The sequence below is a fragment of the Stenotrophomonas sp. CASM101 genome (assembly GCF_049384845.1).
Taxonomy (GTDB): domain Bacteria; phylum Pseudomonadota; class Gammaproteobacteria; order Xanthomonadales; family Xanthomonadaceae; genus Stenotrophomonas; species Stenotrophomonas hibiscicola.
This window is the reverse complement of the sequence record NZ_JBMRFR010000002.1, coordinates 226801-241697: the sequence shown is the minus strand read 5'-3', so window position 1 is coordinate 241697 and position 14897 is coordinate 226801. Positions and strand designations below refer to the sequence as shown.

10 protein-coding genes are annotated in these 14897 nt (G+C 66.1%); 2 read left to right on the top strand and 8 right to left on the bottom strand.

All coding sequences use genetic code 11. The annotated features are described in order from the left end of the window. Positions 1 to 96 precede the first annotated feature (96 nt). Genes VG543_RS05080 through VG543_RS05055 form a run of 6 tightly spaced genes read right to left on the bottom strand, consistent with a single transcriptional unit; the run spans position 97 to position 8093 of the window. Positions 97 to 1116 carry a sugar kinase gene (locus tag VG543_RS05080; RefSeq protein ID WP_423177946.1) on the bottom strand — a complete coding sequence of 340 codons (1020 nt, stop codon included), beginning with the start codon at positions 1114 to 1116 and terminating at the stop codon, positions 97 to 99. Between the two features lie 10 nt (positions 1117 to 1126). Further along, on the bottom strand, positions 1127 to 2314 hold the full coding sequence (locus VG543_RS05075) for a GDSL-type esterase/lipase family protein (protein ID WP_423177944.1): 1188 nt from the start codon (positions 2312 to 2314) through the stop codon (positions 1127 to 1129). A 14-nt stretch (positions 2315 to 2328) separates the two neighbouring features. Continuing rightward, on the bottom strand, positions 2329 to 3081 hold the full coding sequence (locus VG543_RS05070) for an SDR family NAD(P)-dependent oxidoreductase (RefSeq protein WP_021202372.1): 753 nt from the start codon (positions 3079 to 3081) through the stop codon (positions 2329 to 2331). 46 nt (positions 3082 to 3127) lie between these two features. After that, complete coding sequence (locus tag VG543_RS05065) at positions 3128 to 4432, bottom strand: MFS transporter (RefSeq protein ID WP_423177942.1); 1305 nt, start codon at positions 4430 to 4432, stop codon at positions 3128 to 3130. Beyond that, the gene (locus tag VG543_RS05060) at positions 4429 to 6657 is read right to left on the bottom strand and encodes an oligoalginate lyase (protein WP_423177941.1); all 2229 of its coding nucleotides are present in this window, start codon (positions 6655 to 6657) and stop codon (positions 4429 to 4431) included. Before VG543_RS05060 ends, VG543_RS05065 begins: the two co-directional genes overlap by 4 nt. Further along, positions 6654 to 8093 carry a polysaccharide lyase 6 family protein gene (locus VG543_RS05055; RefSeq protein ID WP_423177940.1) on the bottom strand — a complete coding sequence of 480 codons (1440 nt, stop codon included), beginning with the start codon at positions 8091 to 8093 and terminating at the stop codon, positions 6654 to 6656. Before VG543_RS05055 ends, VG543_RS05060 begins: the two co-directional genes overlap by 4 nt. 241 nt (positions 8094 to 8334) lie before the next feature. Here VG543_RS05055 and VG543_RS05050 point away from each other — a divergent pair, with 241 nt between their 5' ends. After that, a complete protein-coding gene (locus VG543_RS05050) occupies positions 8335 to 11226 on the top strand; it encodes a TonB-dependent receptor (RefSeq protein WP_423177938.1) in 2892 nt (963 codons plus the stop codon). 107 nt (positions 11227 to 11333) lie between these two features. Then, positions 11334 to 12077, top strand: coding sequence for a FadR/GntR family transcriptional regulator (locus VG543_RS05045; protein WP_021202377.1), 744 nt, complete (start codon positions 11334 to 11336; stop codon positions 12075 to 12077). 740 nt (positions 12078 to 12817) lie between these two features. Here the strand turns inward: VG543_RS05045 and VG543_RS05040 are convergent. Together VG543_RS05040 and VG543_RS05035 are read right to left on the bottom strand one after the other, a co-directional pair. Next, a complete protein-coding gene (locus tag VG543_RS05040) occupies positions 12818 to 13846 on the bottom strand; it encodes a methionine synthase (protein WP_423177936.1) in 1029 nt (342 codons plus the stop codon). A 42-nt stretch (positions 13847 to 13888) separates the two neighbouring features. After that, complete coding sequence (locus VG543_RS05035; protein WP_423177935.1) at positions 13889 to 14866, bottom strand: DUF1852 domain-containing protein; 978 nt, start codon at positions 14864 to 14866, stop codon at positions 13889 to 13891. Between the last annotated feature and the right edge of the window lie 31 nt (positions 14867 to 14897).

Here is a 14897-nt window from a genome sequence, read left to right as displayed (position 1 = left end):
TTGGGAAACTTGCGCGTGTATCCGGTGTAATCCATGGGCGATCCCTGCGCGATTCCAGCGCCCGTTGGATTCTAGCGGGATTCTCCCGGGGGTAGATCAGCGACGAACGTCGAACGGGTGGCTCTCCATCAGTGCCCGGACTTCAGCTTCGCGGGCAGGGCTGAAGTCGCCGGGAATGGCGTGCTTCAACGCGCCCGCGGCCAGTCCGAAGCGGACGGTGCTTTCTGCGCCTAGACCGGACAGCAATCCGTGCAGGATGCCGGCGGCAAAGGCATCGCCGCCGCCGATGCGATCAACGATGCCGGGCAGCGGCCTCGGAGCAGCCTGCGCGCGGGTTCCATCGCGTCCCAGCAGCAGCGCACCGAGCACGTGATGGTCGGCGCTGATCACCTCGCGCTGGGTGCAGGACAGCCACCGCAGGTGCGGGAACGCGGCAAAGGCAGCGGCCGCAGCGGCCTCGGTTCGGGCGACCGCATCGTCCTGCGCGAAGTGCAGCCCCAGCACCAGTTCGATGTCCCGATGATCGGCAAAGACAATGTCGGCCTCGGCGAAGACCTCGCGCAGGATCGCCGCTGCGTCGCCATCCCAGCGTCGCCACAGTGACGGACGATAATTGCCGTCGAAGGACACCTGCACACCGGCCGCGCGAGCCGCACGCACCGCACCCAGCACCGACTCGGCCACGTTGGCGCCCAGCGCCGGACCCACGCCCGAGACATGCAACAGGTGCGCGCCGGACAGCAGGGCGGGCCACGCATGGTCACTGGCATTGCTGTTTGCGAATGCAGAACCGGCCCGGTCATACACCACTTCACTGGCGCGCTGCACCGCACCGGTCGCCAGGAAGTACAGGCCCATGCGGTCACCCTCCACTTCACGCACGGCGGCCACGCCCACGCCATGCCGCCGCAGCTCGGCCACGGCGTGCCGGCCCAGCGCGTTGCCGGGTACCGTGCTGACCATCTGCACATCGTGGCCGAGGCATGCCAGCGAGACCGCTACGTTGGCCTCGGCGCCCCCCACGTGAACCTGCAGCTGCGGCGTCTGCAGCAGCAGTTCACGACCGGGTGCGCCCAGGCGCAGCAGCAACTCACCGAAACAAACGACGTGGTTCATCGGTTCTCTCTCACTCGGGGGTAGTGCAGCCCAGCATGCGCAGATCGATGGCATCGGCCATGCGCCGGTAGCCTTCGTCGTTGGGATGCAGATGGTCGCGGGTGATCTCGTTGGGCAGCGATTCGGCTGCCTTCGGGTCACGCAGCGCGGCGTCGAAATCGATGATGCCATCGAACCCGGTCTTCCCTCCGCGTGCCCACTGGTTGATCGTGATGCGGGTGGCGGCGGACACGGGCTCGTAGCGCTCGGAACCGCCGAACGGGGTCAACGTACCCAGCCAAGCGCGGATGCCGTGCGCATGCAGCCGCGCCGCAACCTGTTGATAGCCCAGCAGCATGTCCGCCGCACTGCGTCCAGGCAGCGGCTGCGCGCCACCGCCGTGGCGGATGTCATTGATGCCTTCGAACAGGATCACCTGATCGGCATCGGCCACGGCGATCACATCGCGATCCAATCGAGACAGCGCACTGTGGCTGCGGCCATGGTCAAGCAGTTTGTTGCCGCTGATGCCCTGGTTGAGTACCACGAACCGGTTCGGGCAGGCCTGCTGCAGGCGCTGCGCCAATCGCTCCGGCCACTGGTTGAAGGTGCCGCGACGTGCGGTGGCGCCTTCCGTGATGGAATCGCCCAGCGCCACGATTACCTGGGGACGATCATCACGCTGCACCATCACTGCCGAGAACACGTTCTGCTGGTAGCTCAGCCGCACGCTGTCGGCGACGGCTGTCTGCCTGCCATCTGCGACCCGCAGCTCGGTGCGGCGCACGGCGGGGCGGGTGGGCTGCGGGAAATAGGCACTCACGCTGATCTCCTGCAGCGCCGCCACCGGCATCCGCACCGGGTCGCTCAGCAGCGCGGCTCCGACCGGTACCTCGATGATCGCGCGGCCATCCACCGTTACCGGCAGCGGTGCGGCCTTGCCGTTCTTCACTCCCACGCGCAGGTCCTCGACCCGCAGCGGCGCCGTGCCGAGCTCGTTGCTGATGCGCAGCCGCAGCGCATCGCCACGGCTGCCGACACGCATGTCCTGGCGCACGGTCTGCGCGGCGAACTGAACTGGCGCATCGGACGTTCCGTCCTTGCGGTCGGGCGCGGGCGCGGCCGTCCAGGCAGTGACCCACACGGGTGCGGCCCACGCAGCGGGCGCCGTCATGGCGGAGCAGAGCGTCAATGAAAACAGAAGTGTCCAGCGCTGCATGGGCAGGATTCCAGTCAGGAGAAGTAGGTGCCGCCGTTGACGTCCAGATTCGCACCGGTAATGAACGCCGCCGCATCCGAGGCCAGGAATACAGCGGCGTCAGCGGCTTCGTCCGGCGCACCCTGGCGGCGCAACGGGGTGGCGCCGGCAACGGCCGTGCGTACTTCCGGCTTGGTGAATTCATCGTGGAAGCGGGTGGCGATCATGCCGCAGCACAGTGCGTTCACCCGGATACCCTTCGGCCCCAGCTCCTTGGCCATGGCGCGGGTGAAGGTCATCACCGCCGCCTTGGCGGTGGCGTAGATCGATGCGCCCGGGCCGCCACCATCACGACCGGCCTGCGAGGCGAAGTTGACGATGGCCGCGCCTTCGCGCATGTGCGGCACCACCGCGTGCGTGGTCAGGTAGGTCGAGGTGAGGTTCAGGTCCATCACAGTGTGGAAGAACGCCGGGTCGATGTCGGCCAGCGGCCGGCGCTGCACCATGCCACCGGCCACGTTCACCAGCAGGTCGATGCGCTCGCCGAACGCGGCCTGTGCCGCAGCGACCAGGCCGGCGACGGCCGTGGCGTCGGTGACGTCGGCACGGTGCACGATGGCCTGGCCACCGGCCGCACGGATCTGTGCCAGCGTTTCCTGGGCACTGGCTTCATCATTGGCGTAGTTGATGCAGACGCGTGCACCGGCGGCAGCCAGCTTGATCGAAACGGCGCGACCGATATCGCGGCCACCGCCGGTGACAATGGCCACCTTGTCCTGGAACGACATGCGGAAAACTCCTTGGTTTGCGGGGGAATTGAAGAGAGATGCAGGCTCAGCCGCCGCGGCGGTCGAGCTTGTGGATCGGGCCGGTCCACCACCACAGCGCGGCCAGCGACAGCGGCACCAGGGCGGCGACGAGGATGAAGATCGGCGCATAGGAGTGGCGGGTCAGCACCGGCACCAGCCAGGTGGTGATCAAGGTGCCGGCCACGGCGGCCAGGCCACCCAGGCCTGCCAGCGTGCCCACCGAGCGGCCGTCGAACAGGTCGCCCGGCAGGGTCTGGATGTTGCCGATGGCCACCTGGAAGCCGAACAGCACCGCAGCGATTGCCAGCACCGCCAGCAGCGGCTGGTTGGCCAGCACGGCACCCAGCAGGGCAGGAGCCATGACCACGCAGCCCAGCGTTATGGACAGCTTGCGGGCGCGGTCCACGCCGTGCCCGGCGCGGATCATCCGCCCGGATAGCCAGCCGCCGCTGAGGCTGCCCAGCATCGCGCCAACGAACGGCACCCAGGCGAACAGGCCGATCTGCTTGATGTCGAAGCCGAAGGTTTCAGCCAGATAGATCGGCAGCCAGGACACGAACAGCCACCAGATCGGGTCCAGCAGGAAACGGCAGGCGAGCATGCCCCAGCTCTGCCGGTGGGCCAGCAGCGAACGTACGCTCACCTTGGGCGCGGTGGCGTCCTGCTGCCCTGCCTGGTCTTCCATGATCAAGCGGCGCTCGGCGTCGCTCACCCACGGATGCCTGTCCGGCCCGGCGCGGTAGACAAACAGCCACGGCAGCAGCCACAGGAAACCGATTGCACCGACCAGCACGAAGGTGCCGCGCCAGCCCAGCCACAGGTAGAGGCCAGCGATGGCCGGTGCGGAAACGATCGCGCCGATCGACGCGCCGGCGTTGAACACGCCCTGCGCCAATGCACGCTCGCGCGCCGGGAACCACTCGGCATTGGCCTTGACCGCGCCCGGCCACGCCCCGGCTTCGCTGATGCCGAGCATCGCCCGCACCAGGCTGAAGGAGAGCATCGAATGGGTGATCGCGTGCAGGGCGATGGAGATCGACCACACGCTGATCGACAGGGCGAAACCCAGGCGCGTGCCGATCATGTCGAACAGGCGCCCGAACAGGAACTGACCAGCGGCGTAGAACAGCATGAACACCGTCACCAGCAGGGCGTAGTCATCCTTGGTCGCGCCCACTTCCCTGGCGATTTCCGGCCACATCACCGCCAGTGCGTTGCGGTCGATGTAGTTGATCACCGTGGCCACGGCGATCAGGCTCACGATCAGCCAGCGCACGGCCGACCGTACCGGCACCTTGCGCAGGTTGGCCACCACCGCAGGGCCGTTCATTTGCCGTCAACCTTGCTGCGGTCCATGCGTGCATGGCTGCCGCTCCAGCGGTAGGCATGGCCGTCCACGCTCACGCTGTGCTCGCCCCTGGCGCTGCTGTCGTCGGCCACGCCGAGGGCGATGCGTGCACCGCTGGCCAGGCGCAGCTCGATCACCTCGGCATCGTTGCCCCGGCTGCGCACGATGTCCCTGATGCGGCTGTCCGCGCCGTGCACGTATTCGGCGGTGCCGTTGTACTCGCCGTGCGGCTCCAGCACGCTGAAGAAGGTCACGTCCTTCTGTCCGTCCACGCGCTGCAGCAGGGCCGGTTCGCGGCGCAGGTTGAATTCCGGATCGTTCGCGCCGCTTTCCACCAGCAGCGCCTGTGCCGGCGCACTGCTGCCGAAGCGGTAGGTGTAGAAGCGCCCGTCCAGCAGCCATGCCAGCGACCGCGGCTCGCTGCCGGGTTTGCTGCGTGCATCCAGCCACAGGTGCTGGTAGCCGTTGTCCTTGCCCAGCACCGGGCGCTGGGCGGGGAAGTGTTCGGCTTCGAAGCCGGTGGTGACGATGTGGCCGTTGAAGTGCAGCGGCAGGTCGTAGCGCGCGGCCTTGCCGCCGTGCACCTGCAGCAGGTCCAGCGCGACCGGCAGGCCCAGGTCGGGATGGCGCAGCAGCGCCTGGGTGCGGGTGAACACCACGCCGGGGTAGGCGTCGCGCATCGTTGCCGAGGCAATCTGGGTATCGGCATCGGCCTGGAAGAAGCGCACCTGCGGCGCGTGTTCCTCGCCGCGTTTCCAGTCGCCCTTGAAGTGGCTCTGCTCGTCCACCACCAGGGTGTTGTGCGCCACGGTCTGCTTGGCCCAGCTGCGGTTCTCGGCCAGGTAGATGCCGCCGCGCTTGGCTTCCACGTTGAGGAAGCGGGCCGCGCCGTAGTCGGTCACCACTGGATTGCCGTTGTCGTAGAACAGCCAGTTGAGCTTGTCGAAGTGGCCATGGCCCATGCCCTGCATCGTGTCCTTCTGGACCAGCGCCTGGCCGCGTTCGCCGTTCATGCGCAGGATCGCCAGGCCGCCGCGATCGCCGTCGGGGCCATCGCGCAGCAGCATCGGCCGATAGTCGAAGGGCCTGGTCTTGTTCGCCGCCAGCGCCTGCGCCACCTCCAGCCCTTCGGGCGACAACAGCAGGCGCTTCTGCTGCTGGGCCACGGACAGCAGGCGGTCATCACCGGTACGCGCATAGGCGATGCCGATGCCGGCCACCAGCTCTTCGGTGTCGATGCCCTTGTCCAGGATGGCGTCGTTGATCGGGAAGAACAAGCCGTTGTAGCTGGACTGCACCAGCACATCCACGGCCTTCAACAGCACGCCGTCGCGGCGCGCGAAGATCTTCCGCTGCGGTTCGTTGCGTTCGATGGCATTGGCGAACAGCAGGAACGGCGCCAGTGCATAGCGCTGGTAGTAGGGGCCTTCCTCGTAGTAACCATCGGGCGAGAACAGCAGGTCGATCTGCCGAAGAAAGCCGAATTGATCGTCCTTCCGGCTGCCGCGCAGGGATTTCTCCACCAGCTCAGGGTCGCGCAGCACGTAGCCGGTCATGCCGGTGGCGGCCACCGCCCACGTGGCGTGGTTGTGGATCTGGTCGTAGTTCTTCGGTTCGCTGACGAGGAACTCTGCCATCGGCCGGAACACCTTCGATTCGATGGTGTCGCGGTCCTCGGCGGACAGCGCGTCACGGATCGCGTCGTAGCCCTGGATGGCGTTGACCAGCCATACCGAATCGTTGAGCACCTGCCAGAACACGCGCCCGGGGATCTGCCCACGGCCTTCCGGGTGCGGGCCCAGCGTCGGGTAGAGCTGGGCATACTGCAGCAGCATGTCGCGCGCATAGTCCACGTAGGCCCTGTCGCCGGTCAGCCGGTACAGCGTGCCCGCCGCCAGCAGCGCCTGGTAGTTGCGCTTGTGCTGTTCATGGGTGCGCCCGCCGCCCTTGTCCTTGGGTACCGGCACGTCGATACCGGCCTTCATCATCTTCTTCAGCGTTGCCTCGGTGCGTGCCTGCTCCTTGGCAAACCACGGGTAGCGGCGGCCTTCGCTGGCCATCTGCTGCCATCGTGCGGCAGTGACCAGCACCGGCGCGGCTTCGGCCTGTCGCACGGCAGCAGTGGGGGCTGCGAACAGCGATGCGCTCGGTAGCAGGGCGAAGGGGGCGGCCAAAGCCAAGGAAACGAACAGCGGCTGCAACCTCATCGATCAACTCCATTGCGGGTGCGTGACAGGGCAACTTCGCCCACCTTGGGATACCAGGCGACGCCGGTCGCCTCGCGCGCGGTCATCGCCAGGGCAGGATCGGCGCCCACGGCGGGCAGGGCAGACGTGGCCACCCACAGTCCGCTGGCAGCCTGCTGCAGGCTGACGCCACGGCCCTCTATGCCCCCCGGGAACACGGCGCTGGCTGCCGGCGACTGCACGTTGCCGCTGAAGTCGATGCCGGCCAGCGAACTGGCGGCAGTGGGCGGATTCCGGTTGTCGCGGTTGACGATCAGGTTGCCGGTGAAGCGGCTGTTGCTGGCGGCGACCACGATGCCCTTGGTCTCATCGTGGCCCACGCCGAAACTGATTTTCGCCACGTCCACGAAGGTGTTGCGGCTGATCGTCGCATTGATCACCGGCGCATAACCGGACAGCGGCGGATTGGCCTGCCCATCCATCACCGCCAGCGCCGACCGGTTGCTGGACCCGGCCAGCCGCTCGAAGTAATTGTTGCTGACGGTCTGGTCGGCGTTGATGATGCGCACGCCGCCGGTGCCGGCCTTGTCATCGCCGAGGAAGACGTTGTCGATCACCCGGTTGCCGTTGCCATGGCGCAGGGTCAGCGCGCCGGCCGAACGGAAGAACACGTTGCCGCGGTAGGTGTTGCCGCCGGACTTGTTGCTGATGATCTCGGTCTCGCCGTCGCAGCCTTCGAACCAGTTGTTCTCCACCGTGGTGTTGGAATCGCTCAGTGAGCTGTCGCTGGTGCCGACGCGGAGGGTTTCGCCGCCATTGACGCCCAGCGCCGGGCGCGGCCCGAACCAGTTGTGGTCGATGCGGTGCTGGTTGTCCAGGCCCTGGGTTGCATCGCGCACCACCACGACTGTGGGTCCCGCATTGGTCTTGCCGCGCAGCTGGCTGTGGTCCAATCGATTGTGGCTGCCATACAGCGACACCCAGTAGTCCTGGTCGCTGGCATCGGGGTTGGTGTAGTCGTCGATCACCAGGCCAGTCACCCGGCTGTGGCTGGCCACCGCCTTGCTGGATTCGCGGAACGCCACCACCGCATCACCCGGCGCATAGCCGCTGCGGAACACCAGGTTGGACACCTGCAGGTAGCTCCCCGCCAGGCGCAGGTCCGAGCGCCCGCTGAAGATGACCTTGCCGGCGGTCTGCGCGCGCAGCACGATCGGGGCATCCGCCGTGCCCTGGCCCTTCAGCAGCAGCCGGGCGTCGGTCCAGGTGCCGTCAGCCAGCACGATCTCATCGCCGGGCTGCAGCGCCGAGGCGGCGGTAGCGAACTCCGCGACATCGTGGACGAGCCAGCTGGTTGCACTTGCTGCTGGAGTGGTCAGGCACATTGCCAGACCAGTGGTCAGGCAAAACAGCCATGAACCATTGGGTCGGTGACGCGTCAGCGAGTGAATGCGCATGAAATCCTTCCGGGGACGGCCGGGCCGTCGTTTCAGGGTGGGCCTGCATACCACTTTCAGGTCTGTTGTAAGCCAGCTTTCGCGCAAAGTCATGCTGCATGAGCACATTAAATTGCGATCGACTGGTATGGATCAAAGGCATTTGAACATTCCCATACCAATTGGTTGACATTTTCATGTCGCCGTGCCGAAGCTGCGTCCCACGCCTGGCATGCAGGCGATCCTTTGGGAGGAGGAAACCATGCGGCGACCCGCCGGAGCAGTGCACAGCATCTCGTTGTCCCCCACACCCCTGATCGTGGCGCTACTCGCCGTGCTGGCGGGCCTGCCCACGGCCCAGGCGCAATCCAGCAAGGAGGCAGCAGGGCAGGATCCCACCACGCTGGACCAGGTGCAGGTCACCGGCATCCGCGAATCGATGCAGAGTTCGATCAACAAGAAGCGCGACGACACGGTCATTGCCGATGTGCTCTCGGCCGATGACATTGGCGACCTGCCGGCGCCCTCGCTGGCCGACGCGATCGAGACCCTGACCGGCGCCGCCTCGACCCGCGACAAGACCGGGGCCTCGGAAATCTCCATCCGTGGCCTGGGCGCCTTCCTCAGCAGCACCAACTTCAATGGCCGCGAGATCACCAACGGCAGTGGCGACCGCTCGGTGAACTTCAACATGTTCCCCGCCGAGCTGATCAATACGGTGGCCATCTACAAGACCCAGCGCGCCGACATCATCGAAGGCGGCGTGGCTGGCACCATCGGCCTGGAAACAGTGCGTCCACTGGAGTACGGCAAGCGTGCGGCGCAGCTGGACCTGCGCGGCAGCTGGGCCGAGTATGACAAGAAGTACCGCGACAACGACGGCATCGGCTATCGCGGCACCGCCAGCTACATCGACCAGTTCGAGTTCGGCGACGGGCAGAAGCTGGGCATCTCGCTGGGCTTCCAGCGCCTGGATGGCACCGACCCGGAAGAGAGCATCACCAGCGGTTCCACCTGGTATGCCTGCGATGGCACGCAGAACGTGAGCAATGCCAACTGCAATGAAGTGTCCGCGCAGGCCATCGCCAACGGCGCGCCGTACTACCTGGTGCCAAGCAGCCGCATCTACCGGCTCAAGCAGGAGCGCAACGACCGGCAGAGCGAGTTCGCCGCATTGCAGTGGCGGCCCAATGACGTGGTTGAAGTGAACCTCGACTTCGAACACACCGAGCGCAACTGGTACGAGAACCGCAGCGACCTGAGCCTGTCCAACGCCCGCCGTGGCATCACCCGGCGCGAGGTGGACGAGGACGGCATCGTGCGCCACCTGCATGGCAGCACCTCGATTGATTCCACCTCAAACCGCTACTGGCGTGGCGAGGAATACACCGGGGGTGGCCTGAACCTGATCCTGCGACCGACCCCGGCCTGGGAACTGTCCACCGATCTTTCGTACTCGCACACCAATCGCCTCGACAGCGAGCGTATGACCCGCCTGCGCGCCAACCAGCGCGACGTCAACAATGCCATCGTGCCGGGCATCAGCAGTGGTGCCACCGGCTACGTGGACTATGACTGGGACTGGCGCGGCGAAGTGCCCAGTGTTGCGCTGGCGCCGAACTTCGACCCCAACAACTGGGACGCCTACACCGGCGCGGCGCGCGTCACGTCCAGCGCAACGGAGAACGACCACAGGATCAAGGCCGGCCGCTTCGATGCCAGCTTCATGCCCGAGTCCGGTTTCTTCACCCGCATCAAGGGCGGCGTGCGTGCCAGCCAGGCCGACTACCGCCTGCGCGACAACACCCTGGTAACCGACTACGACCAGCGCGTGGCGGCCGACAAGGCGAAGATCATCGCCGCCAACCAGGCCTGCCGTGCGCCGTTCCCGCAGGATGACTTCATGGATGCCGCCAGCGGCAACACGATCTCCTCGTGGGCGTACTTCGATCCGGACTGCCTGTACCAGTCGTTCCGTGGCAGCCTCGACAGTGGGTTGGATCCGGGTTTCCAGGATCCGAACAATGTCGATATCACCGAGAAGACACGCGCGCTCTATCTGATGGGTGAGTTCAGCAGCAGCCTGTTCGGCTTGCCGGTGACCGGCAACCTGGGCCTGCGCTGGGTCAAGACCGACGTTCGCTCCGAAGGCGTGCGTACGGGGCTGCGTATCGAGGACAACGGTGACGGCACGATCCGCCTGCAACCCACCGGTGCGTACAGCACGCAGGTGTTCAAGGCGGGCAACGACAAGCTGCTGCCCAGCCTCAACGCGGCCTTCGAACTGCGCCCGGACGTACTGCTGCGGGTCGGTGCATACCGCGCTATGTCACGGCCGGACATCGCCGCGCTGGGCGCCGGGCGCACCATCAACGTCAGTAGTGATGCCACCTACGGCAATCTGGCCGATGCGCTGGATGACATCAGCGCCAGTGGCAACCCGGCGGCACAGCCGCTGATGTCCTGGAACAGTGACCTCTCCCTGGAGTGGTACCCGAACCCGGACACGATGCTGGCCGGCGCGGTGTACTGGAAGCAGTTCAACGGCGGCACCGCCACCGCGCTGGTGCCGGAGACCTACACCATCGACGGCCGGAGCGTGACCGTGCCGGTGCGGCAGCAGGTAACCACCGACGAGGACAGCACGCTGACCGGCTTCGAGCTGACCGCCACCCATCGACTGTCTTACCTGCCCAAGCCGTTCGACGGGCTGGGCTTCAAGGTCAGCTACAACTATGCCGATGCCGACTACCAGACCCAGGATTCACGGCTGGGCGAGCAGTTGGCGGGTGATGGCACGATCATTCCGGCGATCGTGCCGCCGGCCGGTCTCAGCGGCTTCTCGCGGCACGTCCTGTCCGGCTCGATCTACTGGGACGTCGGGCGCTTCAACATCCAGGCCATCGGCAAGTTCCGCTCGCACTACTACCAGGACTTCACCGGCAACACCGCGCAGCAGAACCGCTACTACGATGACAACACCAGCGTGGACCTGCGCCTGCGCTACCGGGTGAACAAGCAGTTGTCGCTGTCGCTGGAGTTGATGAACCTGACCAACGAGCCGCGCGTGGCCTACCAGCCGCTTTATGGGAACTTCCGCGAAGTAGTGACCTACGGGCGGCGTGCGTATTTCGGTGTACGATACAAGTTCTGAACAGGGCGGCGCGGCCAGTGGCCGCGCCGTCGCTCCAACCGGACCCTCGCCGGCCGCGGTGGCAGGGCAGGGACCCGGAAGGAATTGAATTGCCAAGGGTCAGCCGCATGTCCGCCAACCGCCTTTACCAGACCATCGCTGCCAAGCTCCGCAAGCTGATCGAGGACGGCGAATTCCCGCCGGGCTCGCGGCTGCCGGGCGAGCGCGAGCTGGCCGAACGGTTTGGCGTCAGCCGGGTCACCATCCGCGAAGCGGAGATTGCACTGGAGGCACAGGGGTGGATTGCAATCCGTATCGGTTCGGGCGTGCACGTGAAGCCGCGTCCGACGCAGGCGTCCGGCGGGCTGCCGGATGTCAGCGCCTTCGACCTCACCGCTGCCCGCGCGGTATTCGAGGCCGAGGCCGCCGCTCTGGCGGCAAGCAATCTGGATGATGCCGGCATTGCCGAGCTTCAGGCGTTGGCCGAAGCGCTGTGCCGTCGCGACCTGAGCGACGCGGAAGCCGGCGAGTACGACCGCCGCTTCCACCTGACCATCGCGCGCCTCTCCGGCAACCCGGTGGTGGAGTTCTTCGTGCAGCAGATCTGGCGCATGCGCAGCGAGTTGCCGCGGGTAACCGAAGTCTATGCGCGGGTCTGCCATGATGATGGCGCCAGCCGTGCCGACGAGCACATGGCCATCTTCGAAGCATTGCGCGCACGTGATCCGGTGGCCGCGCGCAATGCGATGCGCCATCACTTCCAGCGCCTGTTCGAGGCCATGCTGCAGGCGACCGAAAGCCAGGCGCTGGAGGAGATCCGCCGGCGCACGCAGCAGGATCGTGAACGGTTCCTGGCCACGACGCGGATCTGAACGACGGAGCGGACACCGGCCGAGCGTCTGCGTGCCGCGACCTGGCCAGCGCCGGGGGTAATGGCTGTTGCATCGTTGAGCATGCCGGCGGGTGATCGCCGGTGATGTGTCATGCCAATGATGCATGCCGGTGCCGAGAGGGCAGCGACCATACTGCACCGTTGCGTTTCCATTGAACGATTCACGGCCGCGGCTACGTGCCCATTCGAATCTCATCCCCTGCGACGGCAGCCCGTATCCTTCCTGCATGCATTCCTTCTCCGATCTTCGCGGTCTCCCGGCAGTCCACGCGTCCTCCGGCTGGGTGCAACGCGGTGAGCGCTGGGATCTATGGTGGAGCGGCCGCATCGTGGCCAGCATCGTCCCGCACGCAGTGCTCGGCTTCCAGGTGTACCTGGATGCACGCAGGATGTCCCCGGCCAAGGTGGTGCACGCGGTGAATGCGCGGCAAGCCCGGCGCTATGCCGAGCGCTGGTGCGCGGCTCGGCTTTGCCCCCGGTTGCGGCTGCGCGACGCGGTCGCCTGTCTTGTGGGCGCCGCGCCTTCGGCAGGCGCGGCGCGGCCGCCGCCGCTCACACGGGAGCAGCGCCAGCAGGCGCGCCGCCTGGCCGAGGCCGGGACAGGGGAGGTGGCACGCATCAAGCAGGCGCTCGCACCGCGGCAGCCTGCCAGGCCCTTGGGGCAGTTAACGTGTCAGGCGTGGTCGGTACCCGGCAGGACGCCCACAGCCTTGGCAAGCGCTACGCCGAAAGCTCCTCACGCACGATCCTGGCCCCTTCGCTGAGCGCGCGCAGCTTGCCCCTGGCCACGGTGCGGGCCAGCGGCGCCATGCCGCAGTTGGTGCTGGGGTAAAGCTTGTCGGCATCCACGAACTGCAGCGCCCTGCGCAGGGTGTCGGCCACTTCTTCCGGCGTTTCCACCGCGCTCGAGGCCACGTCGATCGCGCCTACCATCACTTTCTTGCCACGGACCAGCTCGATCAGGTCGATCGGCACGTGCGAGTTATGGCATTCCAGCGAAATGATGTCGAGGCTGGAGGCCTGCAGTTTCGGGAACGATTCCTCGTACTGGCGCCATTCCGATCCCAGCGTCTGCTTCCAGTCGGTGTTGGCCTTGATCCCGTAACCGTAGCAGATGTGCACGGCTGTCTCGCACGTCAGCCCTTCGATCGCGCGCTCGAGGGCGGCCACGCCCCAGTCGTTCACTTCGTCGAAGAACACATTGAAGGCCGGCTCATCGAACTGGATGATGTCCACGCCGGCCGCTTCCAGCTCCTTCGCTTCCTCGTTGAGGATCTTCGCGAATTCCCAGGCCAGCTTCTCCCGGCTTCTGTAGTGGGCGTCGTACAGCGTGTCGATCATCGTCATCGGGCCGGGCAGCGCCCACTTGATCGGCTGCGCAGTCTGGCGGCGCAGGAACTTCGCATCCTCCACGAACACCGGCTTCGGACGGCTCACGGCGCCGACCACGGTGGGCACGCTGGCATCGTAGCGGTTACGGATGCGCACGGTTTCGCGCTTTTCGAAGTCAACGCCGCTGAGATGCTCGATGAAGGTAGTGACGAAGTGCTGCCGGGTCTGCTCACCGTCGCTGACGATGTCGATGCCCGCGTGTTGCTGTTCCTGCAGCGACAGGCGCAGCGCATCCTGCTTGCCTTCAGCCAGGCCTTCGTCCTCCAGCTTCCAGGGCGACCAGAGCTTTTCGGGTTCTGCCAGCCAGGACGGCTTGGGCAGGCTGCCGGCGGTGGAGGTGGGGAGCAGTTTCTTCATCGGTGTCGGGTTGTCCTGGTATGCGAAGGGGAAATTGATGGATCAGCGCGCAGCCCACTGCTCAAGCACGGCGCGGTACGGCTTGATGAAGTGTTCTTCGGTGAACCGGCCCTGCTTGACCGCCAGCTGGCTGCGCTCTTCGCGGTCGTAGACGATGCGGGTGGACGAGTAATCCTGGTGCTTCAGGCTGGGCTGGTAGACCTTGCCGGCCACGGAATTGGCGTTGTAGATCTCCGGGCGGTAGATCTTCTGGAACGCTTCCATCGTGCTGATGGTGCCGATCAGCTCCAGGTTCGAGTAGTCGCCCAGCAGGTCGCCCTGAAAGTAGAACGCCAGCGGCGCGACGCTGCCCGGCGGCATGAAGTAACGTACCTGCAGGCCCATCTTGTCGAAGTAGTGGTCGGTGGCGGAGAACTCGCCCTGCCGGTACTCCACGCCCAGGATGGGGTGATGATTCTCGGTGCGGTAGTAGGTCCTGCTGCTGGAGACGCTGATGCAGATCACCGGCCCCTTGCGGAAGCTGGCGCGGTAGGCGTCCGATCCCACGAAGTGCTTGAACAGCTTGCCATGCAGGTCGCCAAAGCCTTCCGGAAGACCGAAGGTGGCCTTGCCCTCGTTGCTGGCCGGCAGCACCACGCTGAAATCATAGTCACGCACGTAGGACGAGAAATTGTTGCCGACGATGCCTTCGGTACGCGCGCCGGTCCGCGTGTCGACGATGGCCGGTTGCAGCACCTCGATCAACGGAAACGGATCGTTGCCGTCGGCGCCGTCGATGTGCATCTCCACCGAGATGATGTCCAGCTCGACGGCATAACGATCGGCGCTCGGGTTGTCCCAGTGCGCCAGGTCGTTGAAGCGGTTGTTGATCATGCTGAGGGTGTTGCGCAGGTTTTCCCGCCGGGAAGCGCCGCGCGCCAGATTGGCGAAATTGGTGGTGATGCGCGTGCCCTCGGCGGGCTGGTAGTCCTCGTTGAATGGGATGCGCGTGATGCTGAAGGTGAAGGTGTCGTTCGTCATGGGCGGCGTTCCGTGATGCGGGGTGACATCC

Bases quoted from the DNA above. Each gene is read 5' to 3' on its own strand.
- VG543_RS05075 (WP_423177944.1), bottom strand. From the start codon at position 2,314: ATGCAGCGCTGGACACTTCTGTTTTCATTGACGCTCTGCTCCGCCATG.
- VG543_RS05050 (WP_423177938.1), top strand. From the start codon at position 8,335: ATGCGGCGACCCGCCGGAGCAGTGCACAGCATCTCGTTGTCCCCCACA.
- VG543_RS05065 (WP_423177942.1), bottom strand. From the start codon at position 4,432: ATGAACGGCCCTGCGGTGGTGGCCAACCTGCGCAAGGTGCCGGTACGG.
- VG543_RS05080 (WP_423177946.1), bottom strand. From the start codon at position 1,116: ATGAACCACGTCGTTTGTTTCGGTGAGTTGCTGCTGCGCCTGGGCGCA.
- VG543_RS05055 (WP_423177940.1), bottom strand. From the start codon at position 8,093: ATGCGCATTCACTCGCTGACGCGTCACCGACCCAATGGTTCATGGCTG.
- VG543_RS05070 (WP_021202372.1), bottom strand. From the start codon at position 3,081: ATGTCGTTCCAGGACAAGGTGGCCATTGTCACCGGCGGTGGCCGCGAT.
- VG543_RS05060 (WP_423177941.1), bottom strand. From the start codon at position 6,657: ATGAGGTTGCAGCCGCTGTTCGTTTCCTTGGCTTTGGCCGCCCCCTTC.
- VG543_RS05040 (WP_423177936.1), bottom strand. From the start codon at position 13,846: ATGAAGAAACTGCTCCCCACCTCCACCGCCGGCAGCCTGCCCAAGCCG.
- VG543_RS05035 (WP_423177935.1), bottom strand. From the start codon at position 14,866: ATGACGAACGACACCTTCACCTTCAGCATCACGCGCATCCCATTCAAC.
- VG543_RS05045 (WP_021202377.1), top strand. From the start codon at position 11,334: ATGTCCGCCAACCGCCTTTACCAGACCATCGCTGCCAAGCTCCGCAAG.